Raw genomic sequence first — 16,131 nt, forward strand, 5'->3', positions numbered from 1 at the left:
CTGTGAAGTTCTTTTAAAAAGCGCCAGTACGTAGCTCAATCTCGCGGCATTCAGTAACGTGTGCGTATCTGAGTCTGCGAATAGCCATGCGAAGTTGTGCACTAACGCGACGATACCGAAATTGAAGCCCGCCTTTGTCTGTTGGCCCAAATTGGGCAACGTCAATCTGAGATTCCGTCTGAAACTCGGTTCGTATTCCGTATAGCGAAGCACGGTCGAGCTGAACTGCACAGGCTGGTTCGATTTGAAAACTTTTTAGTTCGTATGACTTACATATCATTGCATCCGCGAGGGCGGTCTGTTTCCTCGAGCGCTCGACCAGTTTGCGTGCACCGGAAGGTGAAAGGACGTATGCTGCAGCGCCGCTTCTGTCCTGATACAAACGCAACAAGGAGTGGCTTGGACCAGACGATATCTTTTGCTTGGCCACAACCTTCTTGCGCTTCCGTACTTCGAGTGTGACGTGATCAAACGCACCTTTCGTAGCCAAGCGCCGAAAAACATGCTTTGTCTGACGAGATAGCAAAGCATCATCCTCAAGGATGAGAGTACAGTGGTTATCGTTAGCGACTTGTTTCCATGCTGCTAGATGACTCAGAAAACAAGCTTTTTCGGTGTCCTTTAGCGGTCGCTCCCAACTATTCCAATCAAGTCTGTATTCTGGGTTCGGAAGATCACTGGGCGTTACTGCTTCAATTCTTTGGAACGGTATAGACAGAGCTTCTAGTTGAGAGGACATGAAGGCCATTCGCTGCTTAGCAGTAGCAAGATTAATTACTATGCACCTCATGTTGAAACCGTTCTCCGATTTTTCTAAGCGACGACATGTATATCCTCGGTGTTCAAATGAAGGTGTCGTTTCAAGTTCCCCTCCCATCGGCCATTAACACACTTAACACGAAGATTGAACAGGTTCAAAGTTGAGTTTGTTGGTATTTCCTGTGACGGACTTGCAACATCCCATTCCGCTTCCACGGCGCTTCCACAAGATCGCGGTTCACTAGTCACCAGAGACAGCTCACGCCTAAGTATTTGATTCTAAGATAAAAGTGGTGAGCCGTACAGGATTCGAACCTGTGACCCGCTGATTAAAAGTCAGCTGCTCTACCAACTGAGCTAACGGCCCTCACTGGCGGGGTAGCTATCCGCCACTCCCGCAGTGGTCAACCCGGAATCATCACCTTTTTTGCCCATGGCTAGCAAAAGGTTCACGACAGGCGTATACGCCGCGCCATGCAGTCCACTTCTTTCCCTAATGGCCTGCCCTTCATGAAGATGCATGGGCTGGGCAATGACTTCGTCGTGATCGATGAGCGCGCCACTGGTCCTGTGGTCGACGCAGCTCTTGCACGCGCGATCGGTGATCGGCATCGCGGGGTTGGTTTTGATCAACTCGCGGTCATTCGACACTCCGCGCAGGCGGATGTTGAACTGGTCTTTTGGAACGCCGATGGCTCAACCGCTGGGGCCTGCGGGAATGCCACGCGCTGCATTGCGGCCTATGAAATGGGGCGTACTGGCACGGATACACTGACATTGCGTACGGAACGCGGCATCCTGTTTGCGCGCGATCTGGGGGATGGGATTACTTCGGTGAACATGGGGCCTCCGCTGCTAAACTGGCAGGACGTGCCGCTGGCGCGTGAAATGGATACACTGGAACTGCCCATCGAGGGCCGGCCCACAGCCACCGGCATGGGCAATCCCCACTGCACCTTTTTCGTTGAGGATGCCGAGGCCCTAGACCTCGCGGCCTTTGGTGCCGCCCACGAACATCACGAATTGTTCCCAGAGCGTACGAATGTGCAGATAGCGCACCTGATCGCGCCAGATCATCTGCGGATGCGCGTGTGGGAGCGCGGGGTGGGAATCACTTTGGCGTCTGGCTCTAGCTCTTGTGCGACGGCCGTCGCGGCTGCGCGGCGGGGCCTGACCGGGCGTCACGTGCGTGTCACGCTGGACGGCGGGGATATCGTGATCGACTGGCGCGACGATGGCGTCTGGATGTCCGGGGCCACTGCCCATGTGTTCAACGGGGTCTGGCTATGAACGCCCCGGTATTTTCTAACCACGGCTGCCGCCTGAACGCCTATGAAACCGAGGCGATGAAGGAATTGGCCACGCAAGCCGGCCTAAAGGACGCTGTGATCGTCAACACCTGCGCCGTCACCGCCGAGGCTGTGCGCAAGGCCCGCCAAGATATTCGCAAGCTGCGCCGCACCCATCCCGATGCCAAGATCATCGTCACCGGATGCGCGGCCCAAACCGCACCCGAAAGCTTTGCCGCCATGGCAGAGGTCGACCACGTTGTCGGAAATACCGAGAAAATGCAGCCCCAAACATGGGCCGCCTTTGGGATTGGCGCGACCGAACAAGTGCAGGTCGATGACATCATGTCCGTGACCGAAACGGCGGGCCATCTGATCGACGGCTTCGGCACGCGGTCGCGCGCCTATGTGCAGGTCCAAAACGGCTGCGATCACCGCTGCACGTTTTGCATCATCCCGTATGGTCGCGGCAATTCCCGCTCGGTGCCTGCGGGCGTTGTGGTCGAACAGATCAAGCGGCTTGTTGGACGCGGCTACAATGAGGTGGTTTTGACTGGTGTTGACCTGACCTCATGGGGGGCGGACCTGCCCAGCACGCCGAAACTCGGCGATTTGGTCATGCGAATCCTCAAACTGGTGCCGGATCTGCCGCGCCTACGGATCAGCTCGATCGATTCGATTGAGGTAGATGAAAACCTGATGCAGGCCATCGCGACCGAGCATCGCCTGATGCCGCATCTACACCTTAGCTTGCAACATGGTGCGGACCTGATCCTCAAGCGGATGAAGCGTCGTCACCTGCGTGATGACGCGATCCAATTCTGCCAAGAGGCCCGCCGCCTGCGCCCCGGCATGACCTTTGGCGCCGATATCATCGCAGGCTTCCCGACCGAGACTGAGGCCCACTTTGCCGATAGCCTCAAGCTGGTTGAGGAATGCGATCTGACGTGGCTGCACGTCTTTCCCTATTCCGCGCGCGAAGGCACGCCAGCTGCCAAAATGCCCCCCGTGGATGGCCGCATCATCAAGGACCGCGCCGCCCGGCTGCGCGCTGCAGGGGATGCGCAGGTGCAAAAACATCTTGCGCACTGGGTGGGCACCACGCAGCCTGTGCTGATGGAAAACCCTCGCATGGGCCGCACGCCCCACTTTGCCGAAGTCACGTTTGATGCCGATCACCCCGAGGGGCAGATCGTGCAGGCGCAGATTGCGGGTGCACATGGCGCACAGCTTCGCGGGCAGGGCTGCTAGCGTTGCATCCCAATCCCGCCTTCCGCAAATCCAGTGATACGCGCAATCGGGACTACGCGCGGGAACGCGGATTTGGTGTTCTCAGCCTCAATGGATCTCACGGACCGCTGATCTCTCATGTCCCGTTCCTGCTGAACGCTGAGGGCGATAGCCTCGACCTGCACCTCGTCCGCTCCAACCCGATCCTGCGGCAGCTTAAGAACGGCGCGCAGCCCGCGGTAATCGCCGTGGCCGGCCCGGATGGATACGTCTCACCCGATTGGTACGAAGTCCCGGATCAAGTACCGACATGGAACTATGTCGCCGTGCATCTGCGCGGCATGCTCGATGTTTTGCCCCCGGAGGCCATGCACGAAATGCTAAACCGTCAATCGGCGCATTTCGAAGCACTCCTGCCGCATAAAACCCCTTGGACCACCGACAAAATGACGCCCGAGGTGCTGGAAAGTATGATGCGCCAGATCGTGCCCTGCCGGATGGCCGTTACCACAACCGAAGGCACATGGAAGCTTAATCAGAACAAACCTGATGATGTGCGCCTGCGCGCCGCCGATCAGATGGAGGCCTTTGGCACCGGCTCAGAGGTCCGACTTTTGGCGGCTCTGATCCGCGGACCCTTTTCTCCGTAGGGACACCGCGCTAGCTTACCTCAGGATAAGATTTCCCAGGGAGGGGACATGAAACTTTTGGCGTCTGACGCATCGCCCTACGCGCGCAAAGTCCGCGTGGTGCTTTTGGAAACCGAACAAAGCGACGTAGAGGTCGTGGACACCAAAACCAACCCCATGGCCAACGTGCCCGAGTTGTCTGCGGCGAACCCTGTGGGCAAAATCCCCGCGCTTTTGCGTGATGAGGGGCCCGCGCTGTACGATAGCCGCGTGATCAGCCGGTTCTTGAATGCCCGCGCCGACGGAGCGTTGTACCCCGATGCCCGCCTGTGGGAGACCCTGACCCTAGAGGCCACAGGCGATGCGATTATGGATGCCGCCATTGGCATCGTCTATGAGCAGCGTCTTCGCCCCGCGGAACTGCATTGGCCCGCGTGGTTTGATGCGCAATGGGGCAAGGTTGAGCGCGCCCTCGATGCGCTGGGTGCCCGTTGGATGAGCCACCTGCACGGTCCCGTTGATGCCGGCCACATCGCCGTTGGTTGCGCGCTGGGCTATCTGGACCTGCGCCATGCGGATCGGAACTGGCGCGCTGGGCGTGATGTGCTGGCCGCGTGGGAAAAGGATTTCGCCGCGCGCCCCGCCATGCTGCAAACCAAACCAGCATGAAGGACCAGCCGCACATGCGCGTCGAAGAAACCCACGATATCGCGGCCTGTCAGGCCATCCGCCGCGCCGTGTTCATCGAAGAACAGGGCGTCAGTGAGGCCGAAGAAATGGACGGTCTCGATGACGATTGCCATCACTACCTGTTGTGGGAAGGCGAAATCGCTATCGCCACGCTGCGGGTCAAACCGATGGATGAAACGGCGAAAATTCAACGCGTTGCCGTGCTTAAGGCGCACCGGGGCAAGGGGGCAGGCGCATTGTTGATGCAAACCGTCGTGCGCGAACTGCCCCAAGACGGATTTTCCAAGGCGGTCTTGGGCAGCCAAGTCACCGCGATCCCGTTTTACACCAAGTTAGGGTTTACGGTTTATGGCCCCGTCTACGATGACGCCGGGATCGATCACCGTGAGATGGAAATGACGCTCGCACCCCCCGTTTGGGATTAAGTTACGACCGCTCCGCGACAATCGGGCGCACCTGCGCGCGTTTGTCCGCTGGGCACTGCTCGCTAGGTCCTGCTAGAAGGCACCAAATTTGGGCGCAAAGGGATTCCCGCGCGCCCTGTTTCGTTTGAACCGCTGGGGCGCGCGAGGCGTCCGGTACACAACACGGGAGATACCTACGTGTCACACGCAGACGATCAGACCGACACTCGTCGGGATTTTCTCTACTACGCCACCGCTGGTGTGGGGGCTGTCACGGTTGGCGCCGGGGTTTGGCCCCTTGTTAACCAAATGAACCCATCCGCGGACGTACAGGCTCTGTCCTCCATTGAGGTGGACGTTTCGGGCGTTGTTGAAGGAACGCAGATTAGCGTTCTGTTCTTGGGCAAGCCCGTGTTCATTCGCCGCCGCACAGCCGAAGAAATCGAAGCTGCGCGCACCGTTGAGTTGGGCGACCTGCTTGATGGCGAAGCTCGGAACCGAAATATCAGTGGCGCAGACGCTGCCGATGAAAACCGCGCGCTGGATGAAACTGGCGAATGGCTGGTGATGATCGGGGTGTGTACGCACCTTGGTTGTGTGCCAATCGGCGACGGTGCTGGCGACTACGGTGGGTGGTTCTGCCCCTGCCACGGGTCGCACTACGACACCTCAGGCCGGATTCGCCGTGGCCCGGCGCCCGAAAACCTGCCCATCCCCGTTGCGTCTTTCGTCAACGAAACAACAATTAAACTCGGTTAATCAGGGAGAAATACGACCATGTCCGGAATTCCCCACGACCACTACGAACCAACAACCGGCGGTGAAAAGTGGCTGCACAAGCGGCTGCCAATCGTAGGTTTGTTGTACGATACACTGATGCTGCCCACCCCCAAGAACCTCAACTGGATGTGGATCTGGGGCATCGTGCTGACTTTTACGCTGGCACTGCAGATCATCACCGGTATCGTTCTGGTGATGCACTATACGCCCCACGTGGACTTCGCGTTCGCCTCCGTTGAGCACATCATGCGCAACGTGAACGGCGGTTGGGCACTGCGGTATCTGCACATGAACGGCGCGTCGCTGTTCTTTGTTGCGGTGTACCTGCACATCTTCCGCGGCCTCTACTATGGCTCGTACAAAGCACCCCGCGAAGTCACGTGGATCATTGGTATGCTGATCTATCTGTTGATGATGGGGACTGCGTTCATGGGTTACGTGCTGCCATGGGGCCAGATGTCCTTCTGGGGCGCGACCGTGATCACCGGCCTGTTTGGCGCCATCCCGTTCATCGGTGAAGGCCTGCAAACATGGCTGCTGGGCGGACCCGCCGTGGACAACGCCACGCTGAACCGTTTCTTCTCGCTGCACTACTTGCTGCCGTTCGTGATTGCCGGTCTCGTGATCGTGCACATCTGGGCCTTCCACACCACGGGTAACAACAACCCAACCGGTGTCGAAGTCCGCCGTACGTCCAAAGCAGAAGCTGAAAAAGACACGCTGCCATTCTGGCCCTACTTCGTGATCAAAGACCTGTTCGCGCTGGCCCTGATCCTGGCTGTGTTCTTCGCCATCGTGGGTTTCATGCCCAACTACCTTGGCCACCCGGATAACTACATCGAAGCCAACGCTCTGGCGACGCCCGCACACATCGTGCCCGAATGGTACTTCTTGCCGTTCTACGCGATCCTGCGCGCATTCGATGACACGGTCTGGCTTGTGCAGCTTGTGGGCTTCCTCACAGGTGGCATCGTCGATGCGAAATTCTTCGGTGTGGTTGCGATGTTCGGCGCGATCGTAGTGATGGCTCTGGTGCCATGGCTCGACACGTCCAACGTCCGCTCCGGCCGCTACCGCCCGATGTTCAAGTGGTGGTTCTGGATCTTCGTGGTGAACTTCGTGGTTCTGACTTGGGTTGGCGCAATGCCCGCCGAAGGCATCTACCCGGTCATCGCTCTTATCGGTGCAACATACTGGTTCGCCTACTTCCTCGTGATCCTGCCCCTTCTGGGCGTCCTCGAGAAGCCAGACGTTCAGCCTGCAACGATCGAAGATGACTTCAACGCCAAATTCAAGTCCTCGGATGGCAAAGACGGCGCTCCTGCCGCCTCGCCAGCCGAATAAGACAGGGGACTCTGACACATGTTCAAGAAACTTGCGATCACCGCAGCGGCGCTTACGGCCTTGGCAGGAACTCCTGCCATCGCCGCCGGTGGGGCTGGTTATGTGACCGACTACGCCTTCTCCTTTGAGGGTCCATTCGGTAAATTTGACCAAAACCAACTGCAACGCGGCCTCAAGGTCTACACCGAGATCTGCGCCTCCTGCCACGGCCTTCAGTACGTGCCTTTCCGCACACTGTCGGACGAGGGTGGCGTTGGTCTCCCCGAAGACCAGATGAAAGCCTACACCTCAAACTTCGAAGTCTGGGATTCGTCCCTGAACGACGGCGAAGGTGACTTCCGTCAGGCGGTTCCGTCCGACAACTTCCCCGCCGTGAACGGCGTTGGCGCACCTGACCTGTCGCTGATGGCAAAGGCACGCGCTGGTTTCCACGGCCCCTACGGCCTTGGTACGAACCAGTTGTTCAAAGGCATGGGCGGCGCGGAATACATCGCATCCCTGCTCGCGGGCTACACCGGTGAGGAAAAAGAAGAAGCTGGCACCGTTTTGTACGAAAACAAAGCGTTCCCCGGCGGCTGGATTTCCATGGCCCCCCCACTTTGGGGCGACGACCTTGAGTTCGACGATGGTGCGGCAACGGACCTGGAATCGATCTCGCAGGACGTCTCCGCATTCCTGATGTGGACGGCTGAGCCCAAGATGATGGCACGCCAACAGATGGGTCTGACCTCTGTTCTGCTGCTGTCTTTGCTGACGGTTCTGCTCTACCTCACCAACAAACGCCTCTGGGCGCCGGTGAAGAAGAAAGCCAAAGCTGCTGGCCAACCCGCTGAATAAGCGCGTTAGGTATGATTGAAAAAGGGCGCGGGCTGGTCTCGCGCCCTTTTTTCATGTTGAGGGCCTGCCTGCTGCCCGCTAGACCAATGCTCGCAAAGGAGCACTGCCCATGTCGATGAATTCTTTCGGACATCTCTTCCGCGTCACCACTTGGGGCGAAAGCCACGGGCCCGCCTTGGGCGCCACGGTTGACGGCTGCCCCCCCGGTATCGCGGTGGATGAGGCGTTCCTTCAGCAGTGGTTGGACAAGCGAAAGCCCGGCCAGAACAAGAACACCACCCAGCGGAAAGAACCCGATGCCGTGCGCATCCTGTCCGGCATGTTCGAGGGCCGCACAACGGGTACGCCGATCCAACTGATGATTGAAAACACCGATCAGCGATCCAAGGATTACGGCGATATCGTCGAGAAATTCCGTCCCGGCCACGCGGACATCACCTATTGGCAGAAATACGGCATCCGCGATTATCGCGGGGGCGGTCGGTCCAGCGCGCGCGAAACGGCCGCGCGGGTGGCAGCGGGCGGTATTGCCCGCGCGGCCCTTGCGCAGATGGTGCCGGACCTGCAGATCACGGGCTATATGGTGCAGATGGGCGCGCTTGGCATTGATCGCGCGCAGTTTGACTGGGATGAAATCGGGCGCAACGATTTTTGGTGCCCCGATGCACAAGCCGCCAGCGCATTTGAGGCGCATCTCGATTGGCTCCGCAAGGATGACCACAATTCCGTCGGCGCCGTGATTGAGGTCACCGCACGCGGTATGCCCGCCGGCCTCGGTGCGCCGATCTATGGCAAGCTAGACACCGATCTGGCCGCCGCGATGATGTCGATCAATGCCGTCAAAGGCGTTGAGATCGGTGAGGGCATGGCCGCAGCCGCGCTCACGGGTCGTGACAACGCAGATGAGATTTTCATGGGTCCAAACGGGCCAGAATACAGCTCAAACCACGCAGGCGGTATTCTCGGTGGGATCAGCACGGGCCAAGACGTCGTTGTGCGGTTCGCCGTCAAACCAACGTCGAGCATCCTGTCGGAGCGGCGCACAATCACCAAGTCCGGCGAAGAGACGACGATCATCACCAAGGGTCGCCACGACCCCTGTGTCGGTATCCGCGCTGTCCCTGTGGGTGAGGCGATGATGGCTTGCGTCCTGTTGGATCACATCCTGCTGCACCGTGGCCAAGTTGGCGAAAACCAAGGCGCAATTGGCTAGGTGCTAGGCGCGCATCCGGCTGACCTGTACGGCTAGAATACCACCGGCGATTACAACAACGCCCACGGCGTCCGCGATGCCCATACGCTCACCCAGCAATAGGGCCGCGACGACCACGCCAAAGAACGGGTTGAGAAAGTGAAACGTCGCGGCAGGTGTCGCGCCGATCCGGTCGACTAGCGTGAACCAAACCCACGTCGCGGCCAGCCCCGGCACCAGCGTGGTATAGGCCAGCGCCGTGATCAGCCGCGGGGTCCACGTGACGTCCCATGTCTCAAGCGCAAAGCCGAGCGGTGTCAGCACGGCAGAGCCCACCAGCATCTGCAATCCCACGACCATCATCAAATTGCCGCCGCCCGACACGCCCCGCATCGCAAGCGTTGCGGCCGTCAATGCCATGACACCGATCAGGCAAAACACGATGCCCAGCATATCCGCGCCGCCTTGCACCCGCGTGCCCATAATCAACGCGACACCTAATGTGCCCGCGATCAACCCGGCCACGCCGAGCGGGCGGGTGCGCTCTCCGAACAAGACCCAGATACAGACAGCGACCAGCAGGGGCATGACGCTTGCGACGATCGCGGCAAGGGACGCTTCGATCCACTGCATCGCCACAAAATTCAGGCCTAGATACAGCGCGTTTTGACAGATGCCGAACACGACGACCGCGGTCCATTGCCCGCGTGTCAGCCGCGCGGTCTGCCCCATAGCCAACGCCAAGGCCACACCAACGCCACCCGAAATCGCGAACCGCAATGCAAGCGATAGGATGGGCGGTGCCTCGGCCACGATGATCCGCGCCGACGTAAAGGCCGACGACCACATTAGCGCAAAGGCCAGTCCCAGAAAGAGTGCGCGAAAATCCATAGGTTTCTATCACATGGATATCTGCAAAGAAAAAGGGCCGCCCGAAGACGACCCTTAAATTCTACGATCAAGAAGCGATTAGCCGTTCACGCTGTCTTTCAGCGCTTTGGCGATGGTCATTTTCACAACCTTGTCTGCGTCTTTCTTGAACTGCTCGCCAGTGGCGGGGTTGCGAACCATACGCTCGGGACGCTCACGGCAGGCGATTTTGCCGATGCCGGGCAGGGTCACTGCGCCACCGCCGGAAACTTCGGTTGTGATCAGTTCGCAGATTGCGTCCAATGCGGCGCCTGCGGACTTTTTGTCCGTGTCCATCTTCTCTGCCAATGCGGCCACAAGCTGGGTCTTTGTCATTGGTTTAGTTGCCATGTCGATCTCCTCAAAGCTTTAACCCTGGCGGTTGTTTCATGTGATTCTAGCCGAATGATGTGGGGACACACAACAAGTTGTGTGCCCTGACCCCCAGTTTTCTACGTTATTTTGCCCTTTTAGAGGAAAGCGGTCTCTTCAAAGCTGCGCAATTTGCGCGAATGCAGCCGTTCGAGGGGCATTTCGCGCAAGCTTTCCATGGCGCGGATCCCAATCAGCAAATGCCGACTGACCTGCGACTTGTAGAAACTCGACGCCATTCCGGGCAATTTCAGCTCTCCGTGGAGGGGTTTGTCCGACACACACAGAAGCGTTCCATAGGGCACGCGAAAGCGGAAACCGTTGGCCGCGATGGTCGCGCTTTCCATGTCCAGCGCGACGGCTCGCGACTGGCTCAGCCGCTTGACGGGGCCGGATGTCTCTCGCAATTCCCAGTTTCGGTTATCAATCGTGGCGACGGTGCCCGTGCGCATGATCCGCTTTAGCTCATACCCCTCCAGCTCGGTCACCTCGGCCACGGCCGTTTCCAGCGCGATCTGCACCTCTGCCAAGGCAGGGATCGGCACCCATACCGGCAGGTCATCGTCCAGCACATGATCTTCACGTAGATAGGCGTGCGCCAACACGAAATCGCCCAGTGACTGAGAATTTCGCAGCCCCGCGCAATGCCCGACCATCAGCCAAACATGGGGGCGCAATACGGCAATATGGTCCGTCGCGGTTTTGGCGTTGGACGGGCCCACACCGATGTTGACCAGCGTAATGCCCGCCTCTTTGCCCCGCTTTAGGTGATAGGTGGGCATTTGGGGCATTTTGGCAGGCTCGGGCAGATCACCGTCGGGGTCCGTCAGGACCACGTTGCCCGGCCCCACCAGCGCGGTGTACCCCGATGCAGGATCCCGCAGGGCTGCACGGGCATAGGCCACGAACTCATCCACATAGAATTGGTAGTTCGTGAACAGGACGTGGTTTTGAAAATGCTCCGCGTCGGTCGCGGTGTAATGCGCCAACCGCGCGAGCGAATAATCAATCCGTTGCGCCGTAAAGGGCGCCAGCGGTTTTGCGCCATCCTCAAACGCAAAACCCACGCCATTGGCGATATCGTCGTTCGTGGTGCTTAGGTCCGGGACATCGAAAATATCGCGCATCAAAAACGGCAAAACCCCGTCTTGGGGCACGCTGAGGCTGTCGTCGTTTAGCACTGCAAAGTGGATCGGGATTGGTGTCTGCGACCACCCGATCCAGACGCCCACATCATGGTTTTTGATCAACAGCGCGATCTGTTGCGTCAGGTAATGCGCAAACAGATCGGGGCGGGTGATCGTGGTCGCATAGACCCCGGGTTCGGCCACATGCCCAAAGCTGAGGCGGCTGTCAGCATGCCCGTAACTGCGCGTCGTTAAACGAATTTCCGGGTAATAGGCGCGAAAACGGCAGCCGGGATCACCCTCCGCCGTTGCGCGGTTGAATGCGCCGTTCAAAAAGCCGGTGGCCTCGGTGTAAAGCCGTTGAAGCTCGGCCACAGCGGCGGCAGGATCGGTGAAGCGTTTTGGCTCCGCGTCAGGCGGGCTAGAGATTTTGGTCGTCGCGCGGGGGGCGTTCATAGGGTCAATTCCGTAAGCTCAAATTTCGTGACATCCACCAGCCCAAGGTCACTGATCCGCAGGGCGGGGATGACCACAAGAGCCAGCAGAGAATGCTGCATATAGGCGTTGTTCAGGGTGCAGCCGCAGGCCTGCATCGCGGCCACCATGGCGTCTGCTTTGGCCGCGACTTCATGGGCGGGGCTGTCGGACATGAGGCCCGCGATGGGCAGTTCAACCAAGGCTAACTCGCGCCCGTCCTGCCAAACGGTGACCCCGCCGCCGACCTGCGCAAGGCGGTTCGCCGCCAGTGCCATATCCGCGCGCGATGTGCCCACGACGATCATGTGGTGACTGTCATGCGCCACGGTCGAGGCCATCGCCATTGGTCCGCTATAGCCAAAGCCTGCGACGAACGCGTTGCTCACGCCGCCCGTGCCTTTGTGCCGTTCCACAAGCGCGATTTGGCAGGTATCGCCCGTGCCCTCAATCAGGTCGTCGCGAACGGGTAGCTCGCGGATCAAGGCCTCGGTGGGGGCTTGGTTTTCGACCACGCCAATTACGCGGCAGGTGGCGGTATTGCCGCTGCCAGTGATCTCAAAATCATGCGCAGTCAGGGGGTTACCCAGGTGAACGGTGTTTCGCGCAGCCGTGGGCCAGTCGATATGCGGGCAGGTTGCGCGCAGCTTGCCGCCCTCTGCCACGACCTCGCCGAGGGCGATGACCGTCTCAATTGGCAGCTCTTCCAGCGAGGAAGTCAGGATCAAATCTGCACGCCGCCCCGGCGCAATGGAGCCTAATTCCCGTTCCAGCCCGAAATGCGTGGCGGTGTTGATCGTGGCCATTTGCAGGGCGATCAATGGGTCGCATCCGCAGGCAATCGCGTGGCGCACAACCCGGTCCATATGCCCGTCATTCACCAACGTGCCAGAGTGGCAATCGTCCGTACACAGGATGAAATTACGCGGATCAAGGCCGCGCTCCGTGATTGCGGTGATCTGGCTCTCGACATCATACCACGCCGAGCCGAGCCGCATCATCGACCGCATCCCTTGGCGCACGCGGGCGACGGCGTCGTCCTCACAGGTGCCCTCGTGGTCATCCGCCGGGCCGCCCGCCGCATAGGCATGAAACGCAGGCCCCAAATCCGGTGAGGCATAGTGCCCCCCGATGGTTTTGCCCGCCCGCGCGGTCGCAGCCATTTCGGCCAGCATCTTGGGGTCGCCGTTCACGACGCCGGGAAAGTTCATCATCTCACCCAGACCAATGATGCCGGGCCACGCCATCGCCTCGGCCACATCGTCCGGAGTGATCTCATGGCCGGTGGTTTCCAGCCCGGGCGCAGAGGGCGCGCAGGAGGGCATCTGGGTGAAAATGCTGATGGGCTGCAACAGCGCCTCATCATGCATCAAGCGCACACCGCTCAGGCCCAAAACATTCGCGATTTCATGGGGATCGGTGAACATAGAGGTCGTGCCGTGGGGGATGACCGCGGCGGCAAATTCAGCCGGGGTCAGCATCCCGCTTTCGATGTGCATATGGGCATCGCACAGACCCGGAATGACATAGCGTCCGGCCGCGTCGATCACGTGGGTATCTGGGCCAATACAATGGCTTGCGTCGGGGCCGACATAGGCAAAACGCCCTTGCGCGATGGCAATGTCCCACTCAAGGATTTCACGGGTGTGCACGTTCACCACGCGGCCGCCACGGACCACGGTTTGCGCGGGCGTTCGCCCGGCGGCTACGGCGACTAATGTAGGGGCGCAGTCCGCCCAAGACGTAATATCTTTTGCTTGCATAACTTAGGCTGACACGGGCAGGCTAAAGGCGCAAGACGGGAGCGCGGCCAATGGACTATGATACGATCTCTGCCGAGGCGTTCGGCGCGGGTCTGCGTGGTTTCGGGATCAACCTTTTGGTTGTGGATGTCGCCGCTGAGGTGGCGTTCTTGACCGAGGTGTTTGAGATGACCGCCCACCGCGTATCGGATGATTTCGCGATTTTGGTATCGGGGGGAACGGTGCTTCAGCTGCACAGCGATGGCACCTATCATGCTAACCCTTTGCTGGGTCTGGTGCCCGAAAATCCACCGCGCGGGGGCGGGGCGGAATTGCGGCTGTACGACATTGCGCCAGAGCCCGCGGTGGCCCGCGCGACGGTTCGGGGCGACGTGATTTTGCAGTCTCCGACGGACAAACCCCACGGTCTTTGTGAGGCTTACATTCTATCGCCCAGCGGGTACGCTTGGGTGCCATCAAGGCCCCTGAAAAGCTAGGGCCACAATGTATACATTAATGTATACATTAAACGGGAGGAAAAACATGGACGTTGCCGGCGCGAATATCGGGAATTGGACGGAGCGGGTGGATATGGCTGCGGCCTTCCGCTGGACGGCTCGGATGGACATGCACGAAGGGGTGGCCAACCACTTTTCACTGTCGATCAATGAGGACGGTTCCAAGTTTTTGATGAACCCGAACATGATGCATTTTTCGCGCATCCGGGCGAGCGATCTGATCGTCGTCGATGCAAACGATCCCGAGACATTGCAGGGCCCGAATGCCCCCGATGAAACGGCGTGGGGGTTGCATGGCGGATTGCACCGCCTGTGCCCGCACGCGCGGTGCGCGATGCATGTCCATTCACCCTATGCGACGGTTCTGGCCTGCCTCAAGGATCCGGTCCTGCCCCCGCTGGAACAGAACGCTGCAATGTTCTTTAACCGGATCGCGGTGGACCCTGCGTATGGCGGCTTGGCGCTAGAAGAAGAGGGCGCGCGCTGTGCCAAACTGTTGGACGACCCGCGCAAGAAGGTCCTCGTGATGGGCAATCACGGCGTGATGGTGATTGGCGACACCGTGGGTGAGACGTTTGGCCGGCTCTATTATTTTGAGCGCGCCTGCGCCAACTATATCCGCGCCCTGCAAACCGGTCAGCCGCTGAACATCCTGTCCGATGAGATTGCCGAAAAAACCGCCCGTGAGATTGAAGAGTATTCTGGCGACGATGAGAAATTCTTGTCAGAGCTAAAGGCGCTTCTTGACGCAGAGGGCGATGCCTACGCGACTTAGCGGTTCAATTCTGCCGCGAAGTGGCGGATTATAACGATGATTTTTCACCCGCGCGGAGGTCTGCGCGGGGTTAACAAGGAGCCTATTATGCATTTGAGAACCATTGCCGCCGCTACATTGACTGCCGGTGCGCTCAGCACCACTGCCGCATTCGCCGATTGCGGCGAGGTTTCGATCACCGAGATGGACTGGGCCTCTGCGGCGGTGGTCACATCGGTGGCGAGCTTCTTGATCCAACAAGGCTACGGCTGTGACGTGACCGTGGTGCCCACGACAACGGTGCCCGCCATGGCGTCCGTTGCGGAAACGGGTCAGCCTGACATTCTGACGGAATTGTGGACCAGCTACACTGAGGTTTATGACGACCTGATTGCTGAGGGCAAATTGACCGAAATGTCCAAAGTCCTGTCGGATGGCGGCGTTGAGGCATGGTGGGTCCCCGCCTATTTGGTGGAAGAACACCCCGAGTTGGCTACCCTAGAAGGCATCCGCGCGAACCCCGAACTGGTCGGTGGGATGTTCCACGATTGTGTCACGGGTTGGGGTTGCGATGTGACAAACTTCAACAATCTCAAGGCCGCAGGGCTGGTTGATGCGGGCATTGAGCGGTTCAAGCACGGCTCCGGTGAGACCTTGGCCGCCGCATTGGCCGCCGCCTATGAGGCGCGTGAGCCGTGGTTCGGCTACTATTGGGCGCCGACATCGGTGCTGGGTAAATACCCGATGGTGCAGGTCGAATTCCCGCCCTACGACGCGGAGATTCACACCTGCAATGGGCTAGAGGATTGCGCCACGCCTGGCCTTTCGGCTTATCCCCGGGCCAACGTTGTGACCGCCGCGACCACCGCATTCGCGGAGCGGGAGCCTGCGGTTGCGGAGTTCCTGACCAAAATGTCCTTTACCAACGCTCAGATGGGGGCGGTTTTGGCCGCTCAAGAAGCCGACAGCCTGTCAAACGAAGAGGCGGCTGTGCTGTTCCTGACGACCTACCCCGAGGTTTGGTCCGCATGGCTGAACGACGAGGCAAAGGCCAAATTGGCCGCGCTGATTAAGTAAGCGC

At 59.4% G+C, this 16,131-nt stretch carries 17 protein-coding genes and 1 tRNA gene; 12 read left to right on the plus strand and 6 right to left on the minus strand.

Translation table 11 applies throughout. The features are described 5' to 3' along the window. Positions 1–13 precede the first annotated feature (13 nt). Together PM04_RS04040 and PM04_RS04045 are read right to left on the minus strand one after the other, a co-directional pair. Positions 14–877 (minus strand): glycosyltransferase family 25 protein, encoded by an 864-nt coding sequence (locus PM04_RS04040; protein WP_324618312.1) that lies wholly within the window; start codon positions 875–877, stop codon positions 14–16. A 173-nt stretch (positions 878–1,050) separates the two neighbouring features. Next, positions 1,051–1,126: transfer RNA gene (locus PM04_RS04045), tRNA-Lys, on the minus strand. Positions 1,127–1,233: 107 nt separating this feature from the next. Here PM04_RS04045 and dapF point away from each other — a divergent pair. The 9 genes from dapF to aroC all read left to right on the plus strand — a co-directional run bounded on the left by dapF (position 1,234) and on the right by aroC (position 9,175). Next, on the plus strand, positions 1,234–2,049 hold the full coding sequence (dapF, locus tag PM04_RS04050) for a diaminopimelate epimerase (RefSeq protein ID WP_038004037.1): 816 nt from the start codon (positions 1,234–1,236) through the stop codon (positions 2,047–2,049). After that, positions 2,046–3,299: a tRNA (N(6)-L-threonylcarbamoyladenosine(37)-C(2))-methylthiotransferase MtaB gene (mtaB, locus tag PM04_RS04055; protein ID WP_038004038.1), complete on the plus strand. Its 1,254-nt coding sequence runs from the start codon at positions 2,046–2,048 to the stop codon at positions 3,297–3,299. The genes dapF and mtaB overlap by 4 nt, the downstream gene beginning before the upstream one ends. A 2-nt stretch (positions 3,300–3,301) precedes the next feature. After that, complete coding sequence (locus PM04_RS04060) at positions 3,302–3,928, plus strand: FMN-binding negative transcriptional regulator (RefSeq protein WP_038004039.1); 627 nt, start codon at positions 3,302–3,304, stop codon at positions 3,926–3,928. 48 nt (positions 3,929–3,976) lie between these two features. Further along, positions 3,977–4,576: a glutathione S-transferase family protein gene (locus PM04_RS04065; RefSeq protein ID WP_038004040.1), complete on the plus strand. Its 600-nt coding sequence runs from the start codon at positions 3,977–3,979 to the stop codon at positions 4,574–4,576. Between the two features lie 14 nt (positions 4,577–4,590). After that, entirely contained in the window at positions 4,591–5,022 is a 432-nt protein-coding gene (locus PM04_RS04070; RefSeq protein ID WP_038004041.1) for a GNAT family N-acetyltransferase, read from the plus strand. A gap of 177 nt (positions 5,023–5,199) precedes the next feature. Beyond that, positions 5,200–5,760, plus strand: a complete 561-nt coding sequence (petA, locus tag PM04_RS04075; protein WP_038004043.1) for a ubiquinol-cytochrome c reductase iron-sulfur subunit — start codon at positions 5,200–5,202, stop codon at positions 5,758–5,760. 18 nt (positions 5,761–5,778) lie between these two features. Then, a complete protein-coding gene (petB, locus tag PM04_RS04080; protein ID WP_038004045.1) occupies positions 5,779–7,125 on the plus strand; it encodes a cytochrome b in 1,347 nt (448 codons plus the stop codon). Positions 7,126–7,143: 18 nt separating this feature from the next. Next, a complete protein-coding gene (locus PM04_RS04085; RefSeq protein ID WP_038004046.1) occupies positions 7,144–7,962 on the plus strand; it encodes a cytochrome c1 in 819 nt (272 codons plus the stop codon). A gap of 109 nt (positions 7,963–8,071) precedes the next feature. After that, positions 8,072–9,175: a chorismate synthase gene (gene aroC, locus PM04_RS04090; RefSeq protein ID WP_038004047.1), complete on the plus strand. Its 1,104-nt coding sequence runs from the start codon at positions 8,072–8,074 to the stop codon at positions 9,173–9,175. Positions 9,176–9,178: 3 nt separating this feature from the next. On the opposite strand, the gene PM04_RS04095 is transcribed toward aroC, so the two are convergent. The 4 genes from PM04_RS04095 to ade form a co-directional block, all read right to left on the minus strand. After that, positions 9,179–10,045 carry a DMT family transporter gene (locus PM04_RS04095; protein ID WP_038004048.1) on the minus strand — a complete coding sequence of 289 codons (867 nt, stop codon included), beginning with the start codon at positions 10,043–10,045 and terminating at the stop codon, positions 9,179–9,181. A 78-nt stretch (positions 10,046–10,123) separates the two neighbouring features. Continuing rightward, on the minus strand, positions 10,124–10,414 hold the full coding sequence (locus PM04_RS04100) for an HU family DNA-binding protein (protein ID WP_038004049.1): 291 nt from the start codon (positions 10,412–10,414) through the stop codon (positions 10,124–10,126). Between the two features lie 119 nt (positions 10,415–10,533). Further along, positions 10,534–12,018, minus strand: coding sequence for an AMP nucleosidase (locus PM04_RS04105; protein WP_038004050.1), 1,485 nt, complete (start codon positions 12,016–12,018; stop codon positions 10,534–10,536). Next, positions 12,015–13,799: an adenine deaminase gene (gene ade / locus PM04_RS04110; protein WP_038004051.1), complete on the minus strand. Its 1,785-nt coding sequence runs from the start codon at positions 13,797–13,799 to the stop codon at positions 12,015–12,017. Before ade ends, PM04_RS04105 begins: the two co-directional genes overlap by 4 nt. A gap of 50 nt (positions 13,800–13,849) precedes the next feature. On the opposite strand from ade, the gene PM04_RS04115 reads away from it, so the two are divergent. From PM04_RS04115 to PM04_RS04125, 3 genes are all read left to right on the plus strand, one after another. Beyond that, positions 13,850–14,275 (plus strand): glyoxalase/bleomycin resistance/dioxygenase family protein, encoded by a 426-nt coding sequence (locus tag PM04_RS04115; RefSeq protein WP_038004052.1) that lies wholly within the window; start codon positions 13,850–13,852, stop codon positions 14,273–14,275. Positions 14,276–14,321: 46 nt separating this feature from the next. Further along, positions 14,322–15,071: a class II aldolase and adducin N-terminal domain-containing protein gene (locus PM04_RS04120; RefSeq protein ID WP_038004053.1), complete on the plus strand. Its 750-nt coding sequence runs from the start codon at positions 14,322–14,324 to the stop codon at positions 15,069–15,071. 87 nt (positions 15,072–15,158) lie between these two features. Beyond that, positions 15,159–16,127: a glycine betaine ABC transporter substrate-binding protein gene (locus tag PM04_RS04125; RefSeq protein WP_081945916.1), complete on the plus strand. Its 969-nt coding sequence runs from the start codon at positions 15,159–15,161 to the stop codon at positions 16,125–16,127. Positions 16,128–16,131: the final 4 nt, after the last annotated feature.

This window comes from Thalassobacter sp. 16PALIMAR09 (assembly GCF_000765485.1).
In the GTDB taxonomy this organism is placed as follows: domain Bacteria; phylum Pseudomonadota; class Alphaproteobacteria; order Rhodobacterales; family Rhodobacteraceae; genus Thalassobacter; species Thalassobacter stenotrophicus.

Excerpts from the sequence above, each read along its gene's own strand:
- PM04_RS04040 (WP_324618312.1), bottom strand. The coding sequence starts at position 877 with ATGGGAGGGGAACTTGAAACGACACCTTCATTTGAACACCGAGGATAT.
- dapF (WP_038004037.1), top strand. The coding sequence starts at position 1,234 with ATGCAGTCCACTTCTTTCCCTAATGGCCTGCCCTTCATGAAGATGCAT.
- mtaB (WP_038004038.1), top strand. The coding sequence starts at position 2,046 with ATGAACGCCCCGGTATTTTCTAACCACGGCTGCCGCCTGAACGCCTAT.
- PM04_RS04065 (WP_038004040.1), top strand. The coding sequence starts at position 3,977 with ATGAAACTTTTGGCGTCTGACGCATCGCCCTACGCGCGCAAAGTCCGC.
- PM04_RS04070 (WP_038004041.1), top strand. The coding sequence starts at position 4,591 with ATGCGCGTCGAAGAAACCCACGATATCGCGGCCTGTCAGGCCATCCGC.
- petB (WP_038004045.1), top strand. The coding sequence starts at position 5,779 with ATGTCCGGAATTCCCCACGACCACTACGAACCAACAACCGGCGGTGAA.
- PM04_RS04085 (WP_038004046.1), top strand. The coding sequence starts at position 7,144 with ATGTTCAAGAAACTTGCGATCACCGCAGCGGCGCTTACGGCCTTGGCA.
- aroC (WP_038004047.1), top strand. The coding sequence starts at position 8,072 with ATGTCGATGAATTCTTTCGGACATCTCTTCCGCGTCACCACTTGGGGC.
- PM04_RS04095 (WP_038004048.1), bottom strand. The coding sequence starts at position 10,045 with ATGGATTTTCGCGCACTCTTTCTGGGACTGGCCTTTGCGCTAATGTGG.
- PM04_RS04100 (WP_038004049.1), bottom strand. The coding sequence starts at position 10,414 with ATGGCAACTAAACCAATGACAAAGACCCAGCTTGTGGCCGCATTGGCA.
- PM04_RS04105 (WP_038004050.1), bottom strand. The coding sequence starts at position 12,018 with ATGAACGCCCCCCGCGCGACGACCAAAATCTCTAGCCCGCCTGACGCG.
- ade (WP_038004051.1), bottom strand. The coding sequence starts at position 13,799 with ATGCAAGCAAAAGATATTACGTCTTGGGCGGACTGCGCCCCTACATTA.
- PM04_RS04115 (WP_038004052.1), top strand. The coding sequence starts at position 13,850 with ATGGACTATGATACGATCTCTGCCGAGGCGTTCGGCGCGGGTCTGCGT.
- PM04_RS04120 (WP_038004053.1), top strand. The coding sequence starts at position 14,322 with ATGGACGTTGCCGGCGCGAATATCGGGAATTGGACGGAGCGGGTGGAT.
- PM04_RS04125 (WP_081945916.1), top strand. The coding sequence starts at position 15,159 with ATGCATTTGAGAACCATTGCCGCCGCTACATTGACTGCCGGTGCGCTC.